Consider the following 19,815-nt stretch of genomic DNA (forward strand, 5'->3'; position numbering starts at 1 on the left):
TAGCATGGGACATCGACAATCGTTGATGTGCTGCACGGAGGTGTCCCGATGGCCCCGCCACTGCCCCGCCCCCGGCCGCCGCGACTGTTCCGGCGGTTCCGGCCGCGCCGCCCGCTGACCGCCCTGGCGGTCCTGGCACTCGTCACCACCACGGTCGCCGGGCCCGCCCGGGCCGCCGCCCCGACGTCGGTCCGGCTGGACAACCCCTACCTCGGAGCCAGGGTGTACGTGAACCCGGAGTGGTCGGCACGCGCCGCCACCGAGCCGCTCGGCGCCGCGGTCGCACACCAGCCCACCGCGGTCTGGCTGGACCGGATCACCGCGATCGACGGCACCGGCGCGACCATGGGACTACGGGCCCACCTCGGTGCGGCCCTCGGGCAGGATGCCGACCTCGTCCAACTCGTCCTCTACAACCTGCCCGGCCGGGACTGCGACCGCCGGGTCAGCCAGGGCGAGCTGACCGTGGCCGAACTCGACCGGTACCGGACCGAATTCGTCGACCCGATCGCCGAGATCCTCGCCGACCCGGCCTACGCAGGCCTGCGGATCGTGGTTGTCGTCGAACCGAACTCGCTGCCCAACCTGATCACCCACACCTCGCCCCGGCCCGCCGCGACCGCCGGTTGCGACGAAGTCCGGGCCGCCGGCAGCTACCTGAACGGGATCGGGTACGCCCTGGCCCGGCTCGGCCCGATCGCCAACGTCTACCCGTACCTCGACCTCGGGGAGCACGGGAAGCTCGGTCGACCGGCCGACCTGGCCCCGATCGCCCCGCTCTACTCCGCCGCCGCCCGCGCCGGCGGCGGCACCCTCGCGAACGTGCACGGCTTCGTCGTCAACACCGCCGGCTACGCGCCGCTGACCGAGCCGTTCTTCCAGGTCGGCGACGTGGTCAACGGGGAACCGGTGACCGGGACGCGGTGGGTCGACGGCAAGGCCTTCGTCGACGAACTGCCGTACGCGCAGCAACTGCGCCCGTACCTGGTCGGCGCCGGGTTCCCGAACGGCATCGGCTTCCTGGTCGACACCTCCCGCAACGGCTGGGGCGGCGCCGGCCGACCCACCGGCCCCGGCCCCCGGACCACCGTCGAGGAGTACGTCGAGACCAGCCGGACCGACCGGCGCGGCTGGGACGGCAACTGGTGCAACCAGACCGGCGCCGGAATCGGGGCCCGCCCGGTCGCCGCCCCGGCCGCCGGCATCGACGCGTACGTCTGGGCGAAGCCGCCCGGTGAGTCCGACGGTGCCAGCGACGTGCTCGGCGCCAACCGGCCGTACGAGCCGATGTGCGACCCGTGGTACCGGCCGTCCGCCGCGCCGTACGTCCGCACCGGCGCGCTCGGCAACGCCCCGCCGTCCGGACAGTGGTTCCCGGCGCACTTCCGGCAGCTGCTGGCGAACGCCTGGCCACCCCTGCCTTGACATCCTCTTGGGCGGCCCTCCCGCGCGGGCCTCCACTCCCGCCCTGAAGGGCAGAGCACTGGCCCGCATTTACGGTAGCCGACCTCGGCCGGGTGTGTGTCCGCTGGCGCGAGGGCTCACGACGCCCGGACGACGGCGACCGGAGTCGGCGCGTGCTGCAGGACGGCCTGGCTGACCGAGCCCAGCAGCAGGCCGGCGAAGCCACCCCGGCCTCGGGCGCCGACCACCACGAGTTCGGCGCCGGCCGCCTGCTGGACCAGTACCTCGGCCGGCCGTCCCGAGACGGTCGCACTGCGGGTCAACACGTTCGGATACTTCTCGCTCCATCCGGCGAGCGCGTCGGTCAACAGCCGGGCCTCGGACGCGGCCGGATCGCCGCCGGCCGGGCCGGACGCGGCCCGGCCGTTCCCGCCACCCGGCCGTCCCGGGCGGGCGACATGCACCGCCGCGACTCCGAGCGCGTGCCGGTGGGCGTACTCGAAGGCGAACCCGACCGCGAGCGCCGACAGCTCGGAGCCGTCCACGCCGACCAGCACCTCGCCGGGGACGACGACGGCGGCGGACGACTCGTGGGCCTCACCCCGGACGACCACAACCGGGCCGGCGGCGTGGGCGGTGACCTGGACACCGACCGACCCGAGCAGCAGGCCGGCGAAGCCGCCGAGGCCACGACTGCCGACGACCACGAGTTCGGCGCCGTGAGACGCCTCGATCAGCGCCGGCGCCGGCGCGCCTTCCGGCAGTTCGGTGGAGACCGCCAGGCCGGGCGCGACCCGACGGGCCCGGTCGGCGGCACCGTCGAGAATCCGCTCGGCCTGCTGACGCAGGCCGGCGTCGGGCGGGGCCATCGGCGCCGGACCCAACGGGACGTGCAGCATCGGCCAGATGAACGCGTGCACGACCCGTAGCGGCCGGCCGCGCAGCCGGGCCTCCTCGGCGGCCCAGTCCAGGGCACGCAGACTCTCCGCCGAGCCGTCGACCCCGACGACAACGCCGGGGGGTGACGTGCTGGTCATGATCGGCCCTCCGGTCGGTGGGTGACGTGCGCGGGAGTCATGGGTCAAACGGTGAAACGGCACCGGAGGTCACGTGCCGGCCGGGCTGTCGCCGCCGGAAGCCGCGCCGGCCGGGGCCCTCCCGCCCGGGCCTGCGGCCGGCGCGCCCCGCGCATCCGACACGCCGTTTCAGGCCACGCCGATCGGCTGGCTCGGCCACGGCCGGGCGTCGGGCAGGTCCTGGTCGTCGAAGTCGTAGCCCAGGTCGTTGTGCACCTCGACGACGCCGCCGACCCGGGCGGCCAGCCGCCCGGCGATCTCTACCGAACTGCGCCGATCCAACCGGCCGGTCAGGGTGACCACACCGTCGCGTACCTCGACCCCGACCTGGGCCGGCTCCACCGCGAGCACGCGGCGCAGCACCCCGTGCACCACGTCGTGCCGGATGTCGGCGTCCGGGCGCAGAAAGACCTTCAGCAGGTCGCCACGGGTCACGATGCCGACGACCCGGCCGAGTCCGTCGATCACCGGCAATCGCCTGACCTGCTCACGCTCCATCAGTTCGGCGGCGGCGGCCAGGGTGGTGCCCGAGGTGGTGGCCACCGCCGGCGCTGTCATCAGCTCCGCCGCCGCGCCCGCCGCACCCTTACGCCGGCCGGTACGCCGGGCCAGTCGCCGGAACGGGTGCTGCTCGCCGGGCTGGCCGAGCAACTCCACCTTGTGCAGCAGATCCTCGTCGCGCCCCTGGTCCGACGGTATGGCCGACGCCGGTCCCGGCGGCAGGGCCGGTCGGCACCCGGGTCGGAGGACCTGTGGCGCGAGCCTCCGGGCCGGAAGGCCCTGTCCGGACAGGCCGGGTCAGACGTTACCTGGAGGCGTCCGAAGCCCGACGCGCGAAGGAGACTCTGATGACCACCCGACCGATCGTCGTCGGCTACGACGGCTCGCCGTCCGCCCGGACCGCACTCGACTGGGCACTCGACGAGGCCGCCCGTACCCGGCGTCCGCTGCTGCTGGCGTACGCCTTCGAATGGTTCGCGGTCGCCGCGGCGGTGTCCCCCGAGGTCGCCACCTGGCCTGACCGGACCGCCCGGCGGGACGCCGAGGTGCTGGTCCAGACCGCGGCGGTGGAGGCGGCGGAGGCCCACCCCGGAATGATCGTCACCGGGGTGCTGCTCGACGGGCCGGCGTCCGTCGCGCTCACCGAACGCTCCCGCCAGGCCGCCCTGCTGGTGCTCGGCAACCGTGGCCACGGCGGTTTCACCGACCTGCTGCTCGGCTCGACCAGCGTCGCCGTCTCGGCGCACGCCCACTGCCCGGTGGTGGTGGTCCGCGAGGCGATGACGGATCCGGCGGATCCCCGGACCGACGTGGTGGTCGGAATCGACGGCTCGCCCTGTTCGCTGCTGGCTCTCGGCTACGCCTTCGACCGGGCCGTCGAGCGGGACGTCCGACTCCGGGTGATCCGCGCCTGGACCCCGCCACCGCCGCAGTACATCCCGTTCAACTACAACCCGGCCGAGATCACCGCCGCCGAACGGGCCGCCCTCGACGACCTGCTGGTCGACTGGCGACAGAAGTACCCCCAGGTGGAGGTGGTCGCCGAGGTGGTCGCCGACGCGCCGAGCCGGGCCCTGGTCAACGCCAGCCGCGCCGCGGACCTGGTGGTCGTCGGATCCCGGGGACGTGGCGGTTTCCGGGGCCTGCTGCTCGGCTCGGTCAGCCAGCAGGTGCTGCACCACAGCCGCTGCCCCGTCGCGGTCGTCCGGGAGATGCCGTCGGACACCGATCCGGCGCAGGTCGGCTGACCCGGTCCGGTCGGCACCGCGCAGCGCACCACACACCGCGAGCGCCCGGGTGCACGTCGACGTCAACGGCACAGACGTACACGCCCGGGCCGAGGCGCCGACGCTGGTGGAGGCGGTGGACCTGATGCAGGACCACCGGCTCCGCGGCCAACTGGCCCGGCTGGATCGCCACTGAACCACCGGGTACGTCCGGCACGGCGACGCCGTACCGGACGTACCCGCCCGACCTTGTGGAGGAACGATGGCCCGGCAGCGGATCGCGGTCGGACTGGACGGTTCGGCGTCGGCGCGGGCCGCCCTCGCCTGGGCGGCCCGGGTCGCGGCCCGGCACGGCGCCGGGCTGCTGGTGGTGACCGCCTGGCCGGACGCCGACCGGGACCGGGACCGGGCCACCGGCCACCTGGCCCGGGCCCGGGAACGACTGGACCGGATGCAGCGCACCGCGATCGAGGCCGCCACCGCCGGACCGGTCCGGATACGCGTCGTCGCCAGGGAGATCGTCCTCGGCGACCCGGTCGCCGCGTTGTGCCACGCGGGTGCCCTCGCCGACCTGGTGGTGGTCGGCGGCGATCCGGGCGTCGGCCCCGCGCCGGAATCGGTCGCCGTCACCGTCGCCCGCCGGCTCGCCGGCTCGACCCGGCGCGGCCCGGCCGTGGTGTCGGTGACGGCCGCCCACGTCGGCGACGCCGCGACCGCCTCGCCGAACGGCACCCGCGGCCGGGTCCTTCGGCCCTGCCCCGAGCCTCCCGCCGGCGGGAGGCTGGAAACGCGACCGAAGGAGGAGCCATGGCGCCAACCACCGGCACGACGACAACCCGGCCCGAATGGCGTGGGTTCCACGGCACCGCCTGGCGGAACAGGATCGACGTGGCGACGTTCGTGCGGGACAACGTCACGCCGTACCACGGGGACGCCGCCTTCCTGACCGGCCCGACGCCCCGGACCCTGGCGATCTGGGAACGGCTGCGGGAGATGATGGTCGAGGAGCGACGGCTCGGCATCTACGACGTCGACCCGCACACCCCGTCGACGATCACCTCACACCCCCCGGGCTGGATCGACCGGGACCGGGAACTCATCGTGGGCCTGCAGACCGACGCGCCGCTGCGCCGGGCGATCATGCCGGCCGGCGGGCTGCGGATGGTGGAGAACGGGCTCGCCGCGTACGGCTATCCGCTGGGCCCCGAGGTGCAGCGGATCTTCACCAGCTACCGCAAGACCCACAACGCCGCCGTCTTCGACGCCTATCCGACGGACGTGCTCGCCGCGCGGCGCTCGCACGTGATCACGGGGCTGCCCGACGCGTACGGCCGGGGCCGGATCATCGGCGACTACCGGCGGGTGGCGCTCTACGGCGTGGACCGGCTGATCGAGGAGCGGAAGGCGATCAAGGCCGGCCTCGACGACCGGCGACGACCTGCTCGACGCGACCGACCTGGTGCTGCTGGACGTCAAGTCGTGGGATCCGGCGACGTACCGCCGGGTGACCCGGACCGGCGACGTGGGGCCGACGGTGCGGTTCGCCCGCCGGCTGGCGGCCCGCGGCACCCGGATGTGGATCCGGTACGTGCCTCGTGCCCGGCCTGACCGACGACCCGGCCAACGTGGCCGGAGTGGCCGACCTCGTCGCGGGCCTGTCCACGGTGGATCGGGTCGACGTGCTGCCGTTCCACCGGCTCGGCGCCGGCAAGTACCGCGAACTCGGCATCCCGTTCCCGCTCGCCGACACGGAGCCGCCGACGCCGGAGCAGGTGGAGCGGGTCCGGGACCGGTTCCGGGAGCACGGACTGGTGGCGACCTGACCGCCCGCCGTCGTTCAGTAGTACTGCCGCATCAACTCGTCGGCCCAGGCGGGCTGGGCGACCGGGACACGCGGGGCGATCTCCCGCAGGTACGGCTTGATGTCCAGCACCGGGGTGCCGTCCAGGGCGTCGAGGTCGGCCACGTGCAGGTCCCGGCCGTCCACCCTGAGCAGGCGGCAGCGGGAGACGCCGAGCCGGTTGGGCCGGTTCGGGCCCCGGGAGGCGAAGATGCCGACCACCGGGTAGCGGGATTCGCCCCGGACGTGCCGGGCGGCCGGGTTGACCCGGGCCGGATCGATCCGGTCGAAGAGGAACACCACCTCGAGGTGGGAGAAGTCCGTCAGGCCGAGGGTGGCGTCGTCGGGCAGGTGGTCGGCGATCCGGATCACCGCCTGCTCGTCGTGCCAGTTGTCCTCGTACGGCTCGGCCCGGCCGCCGACGACCCGGCCGACCGGTTCCACCCGGTATGTCATCTCCGCCTCACCTGACATGCCATCTCCGCCTCGGTCCTCGTCGCCGGGTCGGCCACCCGACCCGGCGTGTCGTGCTCAGGAACGGTCCAGGGTCAGCGCCTGCTCGACGTACTCGCGCAGCGCCTCCGGCCGCACCGCCTCCCGCCGCCGGATCTTGACATGCCGGGTGGTCTTGCCGACACCCTCCAGCAGGCCGTGTCCGTCGATGAACTCGGCCCCTCGGGAAAAGGCGAAGGTGAGGTGGGTCTTGCTCCGGCTGATGATCGCCACGATCCGGTTTCCCCGCCAGGCGAGCGAGCCACTGCTGATCACCTCCCGTGCCTCGGGAGCGGACTCCGCCATCAGATCCCGGAGCACCGCCACAATCTCCTGGTGCTCCGGCGAGAGGGTGCGGAGGTAGTCGTCGATGCTGGTGTCGGTCATCGGTAGGTCCCTTCGACAGTGCGCTGGCTGCGTGGGTCCAGCCTGCCCGGCGCGCCTTACCGTTCCCTTACGGTCCGACCCGGGCGGGCGACCCTGCCGGCACCTCGGCGGGCGGAGATCGAATGGGCCGACAATAGGAGGACCGGCCGGTGGCGGCCGGTGCAGCCGAAAGGTCAGGTGAGCCGTGGCTCCCAGCGTGTACGTCGCCGGACTTGGACCCGGCGCCGGTAAGGCGACGGTCGCACTCGGCCTGGCCGAGCTGCTCTCCCGGCGGGTCGCCCCGCTCGGGATGTTCCGGCCGATCGTGCCGGAGGCTCGGGAGGACCCGGTGCTGGCCCTGCTCACCGCCCGGTATCCGGTCGCCGCCGGCTATCCCGACTCGTACGGGGTGACCAGCGTCGAGGCGGCCGGGCTGGCCGCCGAGGGACGACAGGAGGAGCTGATCGGCCGGATCGTCGCCCGCTACCGCGAACTGGAACGCCGGTGCGCCGCCGTGGTGGTGGTCGGCGGGGACGTCAGCGCCGGTGCCGACGGATCGTCGACCGGGCCGGACCGGCTGCTCGCCTTCCACGCCCGGCTCGCCACCGAGTTCGGCAGTGTGGTGGTGCCGGTGGTGGACGGGCTGGACCGGAGCCCGGAGGTGGTCGCCGCCGACGCCCGGACCGCGTACCACGACGTCGTGGAGGCGGGCGGCACGGTGCTGACCGTGATCGCGAACCGGGTGCCGGCCGGCACCCCGGCCCCGACCGGGCTGCCGGTGCCGGCGTACGCGATCCCGGAGGTGCCGGTGGTCTCCGCGCCGACGGTGGCGGAGGTGGCCGCCGCACTGGACGCGACGGTGCTCTCCGGCGGGCCGGCCGCGCTGGACCGGGACGTGCTGGACGTGGTGGTGGGCGCCGCCCACGTGCCGGTGCTGCTCGACCACCTCACCGAAGGCTGTCTGATGATCACACCGGGCGACCGGGCCGACCTGCTGGTCGCGGCGAGCGCGGCGCACGCCGCCGGGGTGGTGAACGTCGCCGGGCTGGTCCTCACCCTCGGCGAGCATCCCGACCCCCGGGCGGTACGGGTCATCGAACGGCTCGGTACCGGGCTGGCCGTGCTGGTGACCAAGACCGACAGTTACCACACGGTCAACGCGGTCGGCCGGATCGAGGGCCGACTCTCGGTCACCACCCCACGCAAGGTCGACGCCGCGCTCGGCGCGTTCGAGGCGCACGTCGACGGCGCCGAACTCTCCCGTCGGCTGGAGGTGACCCGGTCGCACCGGGTCACTCCGCTGATGTTCGAGAACGACCTGATCGACCGGGCCCGGACCCGGCGCCGGCACCTGGTACTGCCGGAGGGGGCGGAACGCCGGATCCTGCGGGCGGCGGAGACCGTGCTGCGCCGCGGGGTCGCCGACCTGACCCTGCTCGGCGACCCCGCGGAGATCACCCGCCGGGCCCACGAGCTGGGGGTGGACCTCGGCCGGGCCCGGCTGGTCGATCCGGAGCACAGCGACTGGCGTGACGGGTTCGCGGCCCGCTACACCCAGCTCCGCCGGCACCGGGGGATGACCCCGGAGCTGGCGTACGACCTGGTCCGGGACGTGAACTACTTCGGGACCCTGATGGTGGACGCCGGGCTCGCCGACGGCATGGTCTCCGGCTCCACCCACACCACCGCCGCCACGATCCGGCCGGCGTTCGAGATCATCAAGACCGTGCCCGGGGTGTCGGTGGCGTCCAGCGTCTTCTTCATGCTGCTCGCCGACCGGGTGCTGGCGTACGGCGACTGCGCGGTCAATCCCGACCCGGACGCGGCCCAGCTCGCCGACATCGCGCTCTCCAGCGCCGACACCGCCGCCCGGTTCGGCATCGAACCCCGGGTGGCGATGCTGTCGTACGCCACCGGCACCTCCGGCACCGGCGCGGACGTGGACAAGGTCGCCGAGGCGACCGCGTTGGTCCGGGCCCGCCGGCCAGAGCTGCCGGTCGAGGGTCCGATCCAGTACGACGCCGCGGTCGACCCGACGGTCGCGGCCACCAAACTGCCGGACAGTCCGGTCGCCGGGCACGCCACGGTGCTGGTCTTCCCGGACCTGAACACCGGCAACAACACGTACAAGGCGGTGCAGCGGTCGGCCGGGGCGGTGGCGGTCGGCCCGATCATGCAGGGGCTGCGCCGGCCGGTCAACGACCTGTCCCGGGGGGCCACCGTGAAGGACATCGTGAACACCATCGCCATCACCGCGGTCCAGGCGGCCGCCGCCCCGGACCCGGACGGGCCCGCCGGGGTACTGCCGGAGGCCAGCGGGGTGCCGGCGCCGGCCGTCGGAGAGGACGTCATCCGGTGAGGATTCTCGTGTTGAACAGCGGTTCCTCGTCGCTGAAGTACCGGCTCTTCGCCCGGGTCGGCGAAACCGCCGGGTACCGCCTGGTCGGCGACGCCCCCGAAACGCTGGACCAGGGGCTGGTGGAACGGATCGGCGAGCCCGGCGGCGACGCCCCGGACCACGCGGCGGCGCTGCGGCACGTCCTCGGCCGGGTCGACCTGACCGGGCTGGCCGCGGTCGGCCACCGGGTGGTGCACGGCGGCACCGAGTTCACCGCGCCGACGCTGCTCGACGACACCGTGGTCGCCGCCATCCACCGGCTGGTACCGCTGGCGCCGCTGCACAATCCCGCCAACCTGACCGGGATCGCGGTGGCCCGGCAACTGCTGCCGGACGTGCCGCAGGTCGCGGTCTTCGACACCGCGTTCCACGCCACGATGCCGCCGGCCGCCCGCGCGTACGCGCTCGACGCCGAGCTGGCGGCCCGGCTGGGGATCCGTCGGTACGGCTTCCACGGCACCTCGCACGCGTACGTCTCGCGGCGGACGGCGGAGTTGCTGGACCGGCCGCCGGAACGGCTGAACCTGATCACCCTGCACCTGGGAAACGGGGCGAGCGCCTGCGCCGTTTCCGGTGGGCGCAGCGTGGCAACCTCGATGGGCCTCTCCCCACTCGCCGGACTGGTGATGGGGACCCGCAGCGGCGACCTGGACCCGGCGGTGCTGTTCCACCTGCACCGGGTCGGTGGGCTGTCGGTGGACGAGATCGACGAGCTGCTCAACCAGCGGAGTGGGCTGCGCGGGTTGGCCGGCGACAACGACATGCGGGCCGTACTGCGCCGCCGTGCGGCCGGCGACCCGGCGGCGGGCCTCGCCTTCGACGTCTACTGCCGGCGGATCACCGAGTACGTCGGCGCCTACCTGGCGGTGCTCGGCCGGCTCGACGCGATCACCTTCACCGGCGGGGTCGGTGAGCACTCCCCCGACGTCCGGGCCGGCGCGCTGGCCGGGCTGACCGGGTTGGGCATCACCGTCGACCCGGAACGCAACCGCGGCTCCGCGCCGGTCATCTCCCCGCCCGACGCCCCGGTCACGGTCTCCGTGGTGCCGACCGACGAGGAACGGGAGATCGCCGAACAGGTCCGGGGGGTGCTGGTCGGCGACGCTGGGTGATCCAGCCGTCGTCCAGAAAATAGCGGTAGGTCGATTGCTACGGTCTGCCCGCCTGGCGACGGGAGGGAGGCCGGTGATGGCGCCGCCGGTTACGGTGACGGTTCCGACAACACCCCGGTTCGGTCGGTTGGCCGGGAGTACCGGTGTCCTCGCCCTCGCCCTGTCGGTCGCCGCCGCCGCGCTGGTCGTACACCTGGTCACCGGCCGGTTCTGGGGTGATCTCGCGGTCTACCGGACCGGGGCGGCCGCCGCGGCGGCCGGGCACGGCGGGCTGTACGACGTGACCTTCCGGGGCGTCGACGGGGTCGCGCTCGGGTTCACCTATCCACCGTTCGCCGCACTGCTGTTCCAACCCCTGCGGTACGTCGACCTGCCGGTCGCGGTGGCGGTGTGGACCCTCGGCTCGGTGCTCGCCCTGCTCGCCACGATCGCGGTGACACTACGGGCGGCCGGGGTGCCGGCACGGCGACGTACCGTGCCGACGCTGCTGGCCGGGATCGCCGCGCTGCCGACGTTCCCGGTCGCCGGGCATCTGCAGGTCGGGCAGGTGGGCCTGTTCCTGATGGTGGCGGTGCTGTTCGACCTGACCGGTGGCCCGCGTCGACGCACGGCGGGGCTGGCGGTCGGGGTCGCCGCCGGAATCAAGCTGACCCCGCTCATCTTCGTGGTGTACCTGGTCGCCACCGGCCGGCTCCGGATGGCCGGGACGGCGGTGGGCGGCTTCCTCGGCACCGTCGCGCTCGGTTTTCTCTGGCGGCCGGCGGACTCGGTACGGTTCTGGGGCGGCACCCTGCTCGACGCCTCCCGGGTCACCGAGGATCCCCGGACGGTACTCAACCAGTCGCTCACCGGCGCCCTGGTCCGGCTCTCCGGCTCCACCGACCCGTGGTACGGCTGGCTGCCGGTCCTGCTGGTCGCGGTGGCGGGTATCGCGGTGGCCGTCCGGTGCGCCCGGGCCGGCGAGGAGCTGCTCGGTGTCCTGGCCTGCGCGACGACCGGCCTGCTGGTCTCCCCGGTCTCCTGGCACCACCACTGGGTCTGGTGGGTGCCGGTGCTGGTGCTGGTCGTCGTCGGCGCGTGGCGCTCCGGCGACCGGCGGGGGTACGTGCTGGCCGGCCTGCTCTGGTCCGGTCTGGTGCTGAGCACCGGCTGGGCCGTCGGGCACGACCCGCCGGGTCCGGTCTGGGACCTCGGGTACACCAACCTCTACGTCCTGCTTGGCCTGGCCCTGCTCGGCGGCCTTCCGCTGCGGCTGCGCCGACGAGCGGCGCGCGGCGCACCGCCGCCACCCGGGACGGCCCGTCCCGGGCCGCCGAACCGACCCGTCGGGGAGACACCGATGCCACCGAGAACCGATTCCCGTTCCGCCGCCGCGCCGGTTCCGGAGGTACCCGTCGTACCCGTGTCGGTGATCGTGCCGAACTACAACAAGGAGAAGACGCTGGCCGCGTGTCTGGCCGCCGTCCACGCGCAGACCGTGACGCCGGTCGAGGTGATCGTGGTCGACGACGCCAGCACCGACCGGTCCCGGGAGATCGTGGCCGGATTTCCCTGCCTCCTGGTGCCGTTCGACACCAACCGGGGAGTCTCCGCGGCCCGCAACGCCGGTGCGGCGCGGGCCACCGGCGAGGTGCTGTTCTTCGTCGACTCGGACATCGCGCTGGCCCCGGACGCCCTCGCCAACGCGCTGCGGGTGTTGCGGGAGCATCCCGACTGCGGGGTGGTGCAGGGCATCTACGACCTGCACCCGTTGTTTCCGGACGGCCCGGTCGAGGCGTACAAGACGCTCTTCGAGCACTTCTGGCGGCGGCGCGCCGCCGGGGAGACCTCGACGACGATGTTCGCGCTGACCGCGGTCCCCCGGGCCGTCTTCGACACCGTCGGCGGTTTCGACGAGGGCCTGCGGGACGCCGAGGACGTCGAGTTCGGCACCCGCCTGCCGGCGTCGTACACGATCCGGACGAGCGCCGAGATGGTCGGGCGGCACGACGACGTGGACCGGCTGTGGCCGTACCTGTCGGAACTGTTCCGGCGGGCCCGGACCTACGCCGGCGCGGTGGTGCTGGCCCGGTGGGCGCCGCCGGCCAACCCGCGGCCGGCGGCGGAGCGACGCCCGCCGCACCGGATCGACGTGGAGTCCCTGGTCGGGATGGCCGGCAGCGTGCTGGCGGTGGGCGCCCTGCCGCTGGTCGTGGCGGGTCGTTGGCTGTGGTCGGTGCCGCTCGGCCTGTTCGCCGTCTTCCTGGTCGCCGACCGGACGCTGCTGTGGTTCGCGCTGCGTCGCCGGGGGCCGCTCTTCCTGCTGTACGCGACGGTGCTGCGCTGGCTCACCCACCTGACCGAGTTCGTCGGGCTGCTGGTCGGGGTGGCTCGGGCGGCGACCGTCCGGCTCCGGTCGGCCGAGGCCCAGCCGGCGTCCCCGGGAGACCACCGGTGACCGGCCCGACCCGGGCGGCCGCCGAACCGGTCCCGGCCGCCGGGCCGGCAGCGTCGGCCGAACCTGTCCCGGCCGCCGGGCCGGCGCGGCGGGACTGGTGGCGGCTGGTCAACCAGGTCATCGCGGTCGTCTTCGTGGTCGCGTTGGCGGTCGGGCTGGTGCTGTTCGTCCGGGGCCAGGACTGGACGCCGGTCCGCGACCTGACCGCCCGGCTGGATCCGCCGCACGTCGCCGTGGTGCTGGTCGGCGCCCTGCTGATCAACGCGACCGGGCTGCTGCTCGGCGTCGTCTCCTGGTACGCCCTGTTCGTCGATCTCGGTGCGCCGGTCGGCCGGTGGACCGCCGCCCGGCTCTTCTTCGTCGGGTTCCTGGCCAAGTTCGTCCCGGGCCGGTTCGTCGCCCTGCCGGTGCTGCTTCGGATGGGTCGGGAGATCGAGGTCGGGCCGGTCCGGCTGGCCGGTGTCTTCCTGCTCAGCTGGGCGGTCGTCGCGCTCACCGGGATGACTGTCGCGCTGGCGGCCGGTCCGGCGCTGCTCGGCGGCGCCACCGGCTGGCTGGGGCTGGCCGTGGTGCCGCTGGTCGTCCTCTTCACCCGACCCGAGTTGCTCAACCGGCTGCTCGCCGGACTTGCCCGGCTGCTGCGGCGGTCACCGCCGTCGGTCACCGCGTCGCGGGTCGGGATCCGCCGGGCGATCACCACCCAGTCGCTCTCCTGGCTGGTCAGCGGGCACCACCTGTGGCTGCTCGCGGTCACCGCCGGGGCGCCGCCGGCCCGCTCCTACCTGGTCTGTGTCGCCGGCTTCGCCGCCGCCACCGTCGCCGGGCTGCTGGTCGTGGTCGCCCCGGACGGCCTCGGGGTACGGGAGGCGGTGCTGCTGGTCGGGCTGGCCACCGTGCTACCGGCCTCGGTCGCCACCCCGGTGGTGCTGGCCAGCCGGCTGGTCTGCGCGCTCAGTGAGGTCCTGGTCGGTGCGGGTGGGCTGGCCGTGGCGCAGTACCTGCACCGGCGCCGGTCCCGCCGTCCCGGAACCGACCCGGCCCCGGCCGGGTGAAACCACGATCGACCAGAGGAGGTCGGTGACGTCATGGCGAACACGCTCTTCCGTACGGTGGCCCGGCTGACCAGCTTTCCGGTCCGGGTGCTGATCCGTCCCCACCGCCGGCTGCACGCGGCCCTGTGGAACGTGCAGTACGCCCTCGGGCTCTGGCGGTACCTGGACGAGATGTCCGACGGCGCGATGCCGCTGTCCCTGATCGAGACCTGGGCCCGGCAGCCGGCGATCCTCGACCTGGGCTGCGGTACCAGCGCCAACCTGCCGCTGGACGCCGGCCGCTACCGGCACTACCACGGCGTCGACCTCAGCCAGCGGGCGATCGAGACCGCCCGGGCCCTCGGCCGGCCGAACACCTCGTTCGAGGTCGCCGACATCCGCAGCTACCGGAGCGCGCGGCGGTACGACGCGATCCTGCTCCGCGAGGTCATCTACTACCTGTCCCCGGCCGAGTCGGCGGCGCTGCTGCGTCGACTGCCGACGATGCTCACCGACCGGGGCCGGATCGTGGTGCAGATCTACGACGTGGCCCGGGCCGCCGCCTTCGTCGAGGTCATCCGCGGCTGTGGGCTGCCGCTCGTCGCGGAGCTGCCGGTCCGGCTCGACGACGGCCCGGCCGGCGCGTTCTTCGTCCTGACCGGGCCGGTCCCGAGCGCGGTCAGACCGGAACCCGACGTTCCCACCACGGGCAGACGGTGACCGGTTCGCTGCGCAGCAGCCGGCGGTGCAGGTCCTGCAACCGGTGCCCCGGCTCGACCCCGAGCCGCTCGGTCAGGGTCATCCGAGCGTCCTCGAAGGCGGTGAGCGCCTCGGCCCGGCGGGAGGTCTGGCCGAGGACGATCAGCAGCAGCTCCCAGAGCCGTTCCCGCATCGGCTGGGCGGCGAGCATCCAGCGCAGTTCGGCGACCAGGTTCTCCACGTCGCCGAGCAGCAGTCGTACCCCGGTGGTCTCCTCGACCACGTCCTGCCGCAGCTCGGCCAGACGGATCCGTTCCGCCTCGGCCAGCGGGCCGGCCGCCTCCTGCAGGGCCAGACCGGACCAGCGGGCCAGCCCCTGCTGGAAGAAGTGCAGTGCGCGCGGCAGGTCACCCTGGGCGCGGGCGGCCCGGGCCACCCGCACGTCCCGCTCGAACAGCATGCTGTCGACCGCCTCGGCCGGAATGTCCAGGGTGTAGCCGGGGCGGGTCGACCGCAGCACCCGGGGCAGGGCCGGCGGTCGGGACCGGCGTGGGTGCGCGGGCGCTGCGGGCGGCCGTTCGAGGGCCCGGCGCAGTCGGCCGATGTAGGTGTGCACCATGTTCTCCACCGAGTCCGGGCGACGGCCGCTCCAGATCGCGTCCACGATCTGCGGCACCGACAACACCAGCCCGCTGCGCAGGGCCAGCACCGCGAGCACCTCACGTTGCCGCGGCGTGCCCAGATAGAGGGCGGTGTCACCACGGGTGGCCCGGATCGGGCCGAGCAGCAGGATCTTCAGGTCATCGTTCGCCATAGCGCTTCCCCCCAGAACATTCGGGCGGCGTTGCCCGGCTTCGCGTACCTTCCACAGCTGACCCCGTCATCCGCTCAGTCGCCGTCGCCGCCGGGGACGACGAACCGCAGGCCCCGGTCCAGCAGCCGGGGAAGCACCGTCGCCAGGGCGGCGACGGTCTGCGAGCGGTCACCGCCGCCGTCGTGGCAGAGCAGTACGTGACCCGCTCGGCTGCGGGACAGCCGTCGGGTGATCCGGTCGGTTCCGGGGCTGCGCCAGTCGCTGGGGTTGACCGTCCAGTCGACCGGCAGCAGGCCGAGGTCGCCGGTCGCCCGGAGCACCTTCGGCGACCAGTTGCCGCCCGGGGCGCGGAACAGCCGGGGTACCACCCCGGTCACCTCCTCGACGGTCCGCTGGGTCTCGACGATCTCGGCGCGTACCCGGGCCGGGGAGAGCGCGGCGAACGGCTGCGGATGCCACATCGAGTGGTTGCCCAGCCGGTGCCCCTCGGCCCGGATCCGCCGGGCCAGGTCGGGATGTTCCCGGACCCGGGCGCCGATCAGAAAGAAGGTGGCCGTGATCCGGGTCGCCGAGCAGGTCCAGGACCCGGGGAGTCCACTGCGGATCCGGTCCGTCGTCCACGGTCAGCGCCACACTGTGCCCCGGTACGCCGAAGACCGGCCACCGTCGACCGCCGAGCCCGGCCTGGCTGCGGAGGAACTGCTGGCCGCGTACCGCGAAGAGGAGGTGGTGCAGGAGTTGGGCGGAGAGGTACGACCAGGGGGTGTGGTCCGGGTCGGGTGCGCCGTTCATGACTTCGCCGGGGTGTCGACCGGGCGGGTCGGGCCGAAGTTCCGGTCGGTCAGGTGGCGTACCCCGCCGACGACCGCGCCAGCCACCACCGCCCACTGCACCAGCAGGTGCAACCCGTAGAAGAAGGGTACGAAGCCCGCTCCCCGGTGCCGGGCCACGAACCGCAGCAGGCCCGGGTCGGCGAGCACGAAGAGCCCGAGCAGGCCGAGTGGCACCAGCAGCAGCCCGGGGGTGAGCAGGACCAGCGGCAGGGTCGCCGGCAGCAGTGCGGCGGCGAGCAGTCCCAGGGGACTGTTGGCCCGCAACCCGGCCGGGCCGCGTTCCGCCAGGGCCACCGGAATCAGCAACTGGGAGCGGCTGAACTGTTTGCGCAGCAGTGGCCCGAGCCGATCGTCGTCGTCGTGCCGGCAGACCACCGTGTCGGTCAGTACGGTCGCGTACCGGTCCCCCATCCGGTCGCCGAGCTCGACGTCCTCGGAGGCGCGCAGGTTCTCGTCGAAGAGACCGACCCGGTCGAAGACCTCGCGGCGGATGAGACAGATCGCGAAGAGGGTGGTCCGGACCCGGCCGACGTTACGCAGCCGCCAGTGGTGGCCGTGCAGCAGCCGGTACGCCTCGACCGGGCCGTCGTCGAAGAGCGGCCGCAGCGAGTAGATCCCGTGCACGCAGGCGACGTCGGCGTGCTGACGCAGGACGGCGACGGCGTTGCCGAGCGCGTCCGGCTCGGGCGCGCAGTCGGAGTCGAGGAAGAACAGCAGGTCGCCGCCGCTGGCCCGGATTCCCCGGTTGCGGGTGGCGGCCGGCCCGGTGTTGTGGTCGGTGACCAGCAGTCGGCAGGGGAACTCGGCGGCGATCTCCCGGGTCCCGTCGGTGCTGGCGTCGTCGACGACGATCACCTCGGTGACCGGGTGTCGCTGCGCGTAGACGGCCTCCAGGCAGGCCCGCAGTGTTCTGGCACCGTTGTGCACCGGGATGATGACCGACACCGTCGGTGACATGTTGAGCACCCCAAGAAGAAAATTCGGCGCCAACTCAGGCATTGACGCATGGAGATCCAGCTCTGATGCGACCCAAGTTATCCACCCCGTTGTCCACTGGCAAGCGTTGCCTTACGTAGTCAAGGTTGCGTACAGCGTCGATCCAGAGAACATCCCGTACCAATCGATAGCGTCCACGGCATGCCCAATCTGGTCAGTCTGGAGGATTGCGAGCGCCTCACCGCCCGGGAGGTGCACGACCTCTATCGCCGTTACGTCAACGCGAGCCAGGTCGCCCTCATGACCTCGTTCGGCTTCGGCCGGGAATTGGTCGACCACGCGGAAGGCGCTTACCTGGTGTTGCGCGACGGCCGTCGAATCCTCGACCTCACCGGCGGGGTCGGCGTCCTCAACCACGGCCACAACCATCCCCGCATCCTCGCCGTCCGGGAGCGGTTCGCGCGACAGCGCCGGATGGAGGTGCACAAGACGTACTTCTCGCCCTATCTGGCGGCGCTCGGTCACAACCTGGCCCAACTGCTCCCCGCCGACCTGTCGATGTCCTTCCTGCCCAACTCGGGTGCCGAGGCGGTCGAGGGGGCGGTGAAGCTGGCCTTCAAGTACCACGGTGGACGCCGGCGGACCATCCTCCGGGCGGACCGCGGATTCCACGGGAAACTCCTGGGCTCGGGTGGCCTGACCGGACAACCCCAGTTCGAATTTCCTACCATTCCCGGCATCGTCCCGTTCACCTACGGCGATCTGGATTCCGTCGAGGCGGCGATCGCGGCACACCCGGACGACGTGTACGCGCTCATCGTCGAACCGTTCAGCGCCTCCACCATTCAGTGGTGCGACGAAGGTTTTCTCCGGGGCGTACGCGAGTTGTGCGACCGGCACGACATCGTGCTCATCTTCGACGAGATCTACACGGGCTGGGGTAAGACCGGCAGCCTGTTCTACTTCATGCGCTATCCGGGCCTGGTGCCGGACGTCCTTACCACATCCAAGTCCTTCGGGGGCGGAAAGTCATCGATTTCTGCATTCGTCGCCCGGGAACGGGTGTTCCGCAAGGCGTACGACAACCTGACCGACGCGCTGCTGCAGAGCACCAGCACCACGTACTACGGGATGGGCGAGGAGTGTGTCACCGCGCTCGAGGCGATCAACATCGTGGTGGAGGACGACTACCCGGGCCGGGCCCGGGAACTGGAACGGGTGCTGCAACCGGCGCTGGAACGGCTGGCCAAGGAGTTCCCGGACGCGGTGGGCCGGGTCGCCGGGGCCGGCGCGCTCTGGGGCGTGCAGATCGACGGCGGGCCCCGGATCCTCGACCTGGTGGCCCGGCTCGCCCCAGCCGGGATGGCCCGGGACCCGAGGTTCAAGGCGAAGCTGGTGACCTGCGCGGTGATCAACGCGCTCTACCAGGACCACGACATCTACACGTACTACACCCTCAACGGCCGCAACCCGCTGATCATCGGCCCGTCCCTGGTCACCGACCCGGCGGACGTGCAGCGGGCCACCGACGCGCTCGGCGAGGTGCTCGGCCACGGCCTCACCCGGCTGGTCACCCGGTTCGTCGCGCAGAAGGTGGGCTCGCTGTGGTGATCACCGTGACCGGCGCCGCCGGCATGCTCGGCTCCCGGCTGGCCGACCGGCTCCGCGCCGACGGGCACGAGGTACGCGGGGTCGACCTGCGGGCCGAGCCGGGAGTCACCGAGGTCGGCGACATCCGCGACCCGGAGGTGATGGCCCGGGCCACCGACGGGGCGGACGTGCTGCTGCACTGCGCGGCGGCGCTGCCCAGCTATCCCGCCGCCGAGATCCGGTCGATCATCGTGGACGGCACCCGCACCGTGCTCGCCGCCGCCCGGCGGGCCCGGGTGGGCCGGGTGGTGCACATCTCCTCGACCGCGGTCTACGGGCTGCCCCGGCAGGTACCGACCCCGGAGGAACACCCCCGGGAACCGGTCGACACCTACAGCGCGGCCAAGGCCGCCGCCGAGGAACTCGTCGAACGGCACCGGGCCGACGGACTGCCGGTGGCGGTGCTGCGCCCCAAGACCTTCCTCGGCCCCGGTCGGATGGGGCTGTTCGCCATGCTCTTCGAGTGGGCCGAGGAGGGCCGGCACTTCCCGGTGCTCGGCGCCGGCGACGTCCGGATCCAGATGTTCGCCGTCGACGACCTGGTGGACGCGGTGCTGACCGTGCTGGCCGCCCCGGACGAGGTGGCGCTCGACACCTACAACCTCGGCGCGGAACGGTTCGGCACGCTGCGCGAGGACTTCCAGACGGTGCTGGACGCCGCCGGGCACGGCAGACGGGTGGTCGGGCTGCCCGCCGGCCCGGCACTGGCGGTACTCAGCCTGGCCGAGAAGGCCCGGCTCTCACCGGTCTACGGCCGGCTGCTGCACAAGCTGCGGCACGACTCGTACGTCAGCGTGGACAAGGCCCGGGAACGGCTCGGGTTCACCCCGAAGTTCTCCAACCAGGACGCGATCCTGCGCACGTACGAATGGTGGCGGGCCGAACGGACCGCGGCGTCGACCACCGGCACCCGCGGCGGGCCCACCGGCGGGCGGACCAGTCGGGACCCGTGGCGGCAGGGCGTGCTCTCGCTCGCCAAAATCTTCTTCTGAGCGGAGGC

Annotated in this window: 18 protein-coding genes and 2 pseudogenes; 13 read left to right on the plus strand and 7 right to left on the minus strand. The window is 73.2% G+C overall.

What is annotated here, in order from left to right; all coding sequences use genetic code 11:
* Positions 1–48 precede the first annotated feature (48 nt).
* Positions 49–1,425 carry a glycoside hydrolase family 6 protein gene (locus tag ABGB21_RS34700; protein WP_347681398.1) on the plus strand — a complete coding sequence of 459 codons (1,377 nt, stop codon included), beginning with the start codon at positions 49–51 and terminating at the stop codon, positions 1,423–1,425.
* Positions 1,426–1,541: 116 nt separating this feature from the next.
* Here ABGB21_RS34700 and ABGB21_RS34705 read toward each other — a convergent pair whose 3' ends face one another.
* Positions 1,542–2,441: a universal stress protein gene (locus tag ABGB21_RS34705; RefSeq protein ID WP_347681400.1), complete on the minus strand. Its 900-nt coding sequence runs from the start codon at positions 2,439–2,441 to the stop codon at positions 1,542–1,544.
* A 168-nt stretch (positions 2,442–2,609) separates the two neighbouring features.
* Positions 2,610–3,137 (minus strand): CBS domain-containing protein, encoded by a 528-nt coding sequence (locus ABGB21_RS34710; RefSeq protein ID WP_347681402.1) that lies wholly within the window; start codon positions 3,135–3,137, stop codon positions 2,610–2,612.
* A 191-nt stretch (positions 3,138–3,328) separates the two neighbouring features.
* On the opposite strand from ABGB21_RS34710, the gene ABGB21_RS34715 reads away from it, so the two are divergent.
* The 5 genes and pseudogenes from ABGB21_RS34715 (at position 3,329) to ABGB21_RS34735 (ending at position 6,030) form a co-directional block, all read left to right on the plus strand.
* Positions 3,329–4,228: a universal stress protein gene (locus ABGB21_RS34715; RefSeq protein WP_347681404.1), complete on the plus strand. Its 900-nt coding sequence runs from the start codon at positions 3,329–3,331 to the stop codon at positions 4,226–4,228.
* A gap of 49 nt (positions 4,229–4,277) precedes the next feature.
* Positions 4,278–4,403 carry a hypothetical protein gene (locus ABGB21_RS34720; protein WP_347681406.1) on the plus strand — a complete coding sequence of 42 codons (126 nt, stop codon included), beginning with the start codon at positions 4,278–4,280 and terminating at the stop codon, positions 4,401–4,403.
* A 66-nt stretch (positions 4,404–4,469) separates the two neighbouring features.
* On the plus strand, positions 4,470–5,153 hold the full coding sequence (locus tag ABGB21_RS34725; protein ID WP_347681408.1) for a universal stress protein: 684 nt from the start codon (positions 4,470–4,472) through the stop codon (positions 5,151–5,153).
* Positions 5,096–5,611 (plus strand): annotated as a pseudogene (locus tag ABGB21_RS34730) (pyruvate formate lyase family protein); the annotation flags it as partial. The gene ABGB21_RS34725 and the pseudogene ABGB21_RS34730, both read left to right, overlap by 58 nt.
* A gap of 191 nt (positions 5,612–5,802) precedes the next feature.
* Positions 5,803–6,030, plus strand: coding sequence for a hypothetical protein (locus ABGB21_RS34735; RefSeq protein ID WP_347657964.1), 228 nt, complete (start codon positions 5,803–5,805; stop codon positions 6,028–6,030).
* 14 nt (positions 6,031–6,044) lie between these two features.
* Here the strand turns inward: ABGB21_RS34735 and ABGB21_RS34740 are convergent, their stop codons facing one another.
* Together ABGB21_RS34740 and ABGB21_RS34745 are read right to left on the minus strand one after the other, a co-directional pair.
* On the minus strand, positions 6,045–6,503 hold the full coding sequence (locus ABGB21_RS34740; protein WP_347681410.1) for an SAM-dependent methyltransferase: 459 nt from the start codon (positions 6,501–6,503) through the stop codon (positions 6,045–6,047).
* A 75-nt stretch (positions 6,504–6,578) separates the two neighbouring features.
* On the minus strand, positions 6,579–6,926 hold the full coding sequence (locus ABGB21_RS34745; RefSeq protein WP_347657962.1) for a DUF1801 domain-containing protein: 348 nt from the start codon (positions 6,924–6,926) through the stop codon (positions 6,579–6,581).
* A 184-nt stretch (positions 6,927–7,110) separates the two neighbouring features.
* Between ABGB21_RS34745 and pta the strand changes: the two are divergent.
* The 5 genes and pseudogenes from pta to ABGB21_RS34770 form a co-directional block, all read left to right on the plus strand.
* A pseudogene (pta, locus tag ABGB21_RS34750) lies at positions 7,111–9,171 on the plus strand (phosphate acetyltransferase); the annotation flags it as partial.
* 89 nt (positions 9,172–9,260) lie between these two features.
* Positions 9,261–10,415, plus strand: a complete 1,155-nt coding sequence (locus tag ABGB21_RS34755; protein ID WP_347681412.1) for an acetate kinase — start codon at positions 9,261–9,263, stop codon at positions 10,413–10,415.
* Positions 10,416–10,491: 76 nt separating this feature from the next.
* Positions 10,492–12,852 carry a glycosyltransferase 87 family protein gene (locus ABGB21_RS34760; protein WP_347657960.1) on the plus strand — a complete coding sequence of 787 codons (2,361 nt, stop codon included), beginning with the start codon at positions 10,492–10,494 and terminating at the stop codon, positions 12,850–12,852.
* Positions 12,849–13,904: a lysylphosphatidylglycerol synthase domain-containing protein gene (locus ABGB21_RS34765; protein WP_347657959.1), complete on the plus strand. Its 1,056-nt coding sequence runs from the start codon at positions 12,849–12,851 to the stop codon at positions 13,902–13,904. Before ABGB21_RS34760 ends, ABGB21_RS34765 begins: the two co-directional genes overlap by 4 nt.
* A 33-nt stretch (positions 13,905–13,937) precedes the next feature.
* Positions 13,938–14,603 (plus strand): class I SAM-dependent methyltransferase, encoded by a 666-nt coding sequence (locus ABGB21_RS34770; RefSeq protein WP_347681414.1) that lies wholly within the window; start codon positions 13,938–13,940, stop codon positions 14,601–14,603.
* Here ABGB21_RS34770 and ABGB21_RS34775 read toward each other — a convergent pair.
* The 3 genes from ABGB21_RS34775 to ABGB21_RS34785 form a co-directional block, all read right to left on the minus strand.
* Complete coding sequence (locus ABGB21_RS34775; protein ID WP_347657957.1) at positions 14,563–15,396, minus strand: AfsR/SARP family transcriptional regulator; 834 nt, start codon at positions 15,394–15,396, stop codon at positions 14,563–14,565. The two genes, ABGB21_RS34770 and ABGB21_RS34775, sit on opposite strands and share 41 nt — an antisense overlap.
* A 74-nt stretch (positions 15,397–15,470) precedes the next feature.
* The gene (locus ABGB21_RS34780) at positions 15,471–16,001 is read right to left on the minus strand and encodes a polysaccharide deacetylase family protein (RefSeq protein ID WP_347681436.1); all 531 of its coding nucleotides are present in this window, start codon (positions 15,999–16,001) and stop codon (positions 15,471–15,473) included.
* A 183-nt stretch (positions 16,002–16,184) separates the two neighbouring features.
* Positions 16,185–17,186 carry a glycosyltransferase gene (locus ABGB21_RS34785; RefSeq protein WP_347657955.1) on the minus strand — a complete coding sequence of 334 codons (1,002 nt, stop codon included), beginning with the start codon at positions 17,184–17,186 and terminating at the stop codon, positions 16,185–16,187.
* A 279-nt stretch (positions 17,187–17,465) separates the two neighbouring features.
* Between ABGB21_RS34785 and ABGB21_RS34790 the strand changes: the two genes are divergently transcribed.
* Positions 17,466–18,776, plus strand: coding sequence for an aspartate aminotransferase family protein (locus ABGB21_RS34790; RefSeq protein WP_347657986.1), 1,311 nt, complete (start codon positions 17,466–17,468; stop codon positions 18,774–18,776).
* A complete protein-coding gene (locus ABGB21_RS34795; RefSeq protein ID WP_347681416.1) occupies positions 18,770–19,807 on the plus strand; it encodes an NAD-dependent epimerase/dehydratase family protein in 1,038 nt (345 codons plus the stop codon). Before ABGB21_RS34790 ends, ABGB21_RS34795 begins: the two co-directional genes overlap by 7 nt.
* Positions 19,808–19,815: the final 8 nt, after the last annotated feature.

The sequence above is a fragment of the Plantactinospora sp. B24E8 genome (assembly GCF_039871735.1).
Classification (GTDB): Bacteria; Actinomycetota; Actinomycetes; order Mycobacteriales; family Micromonosporaceae; genus Plantactinospora.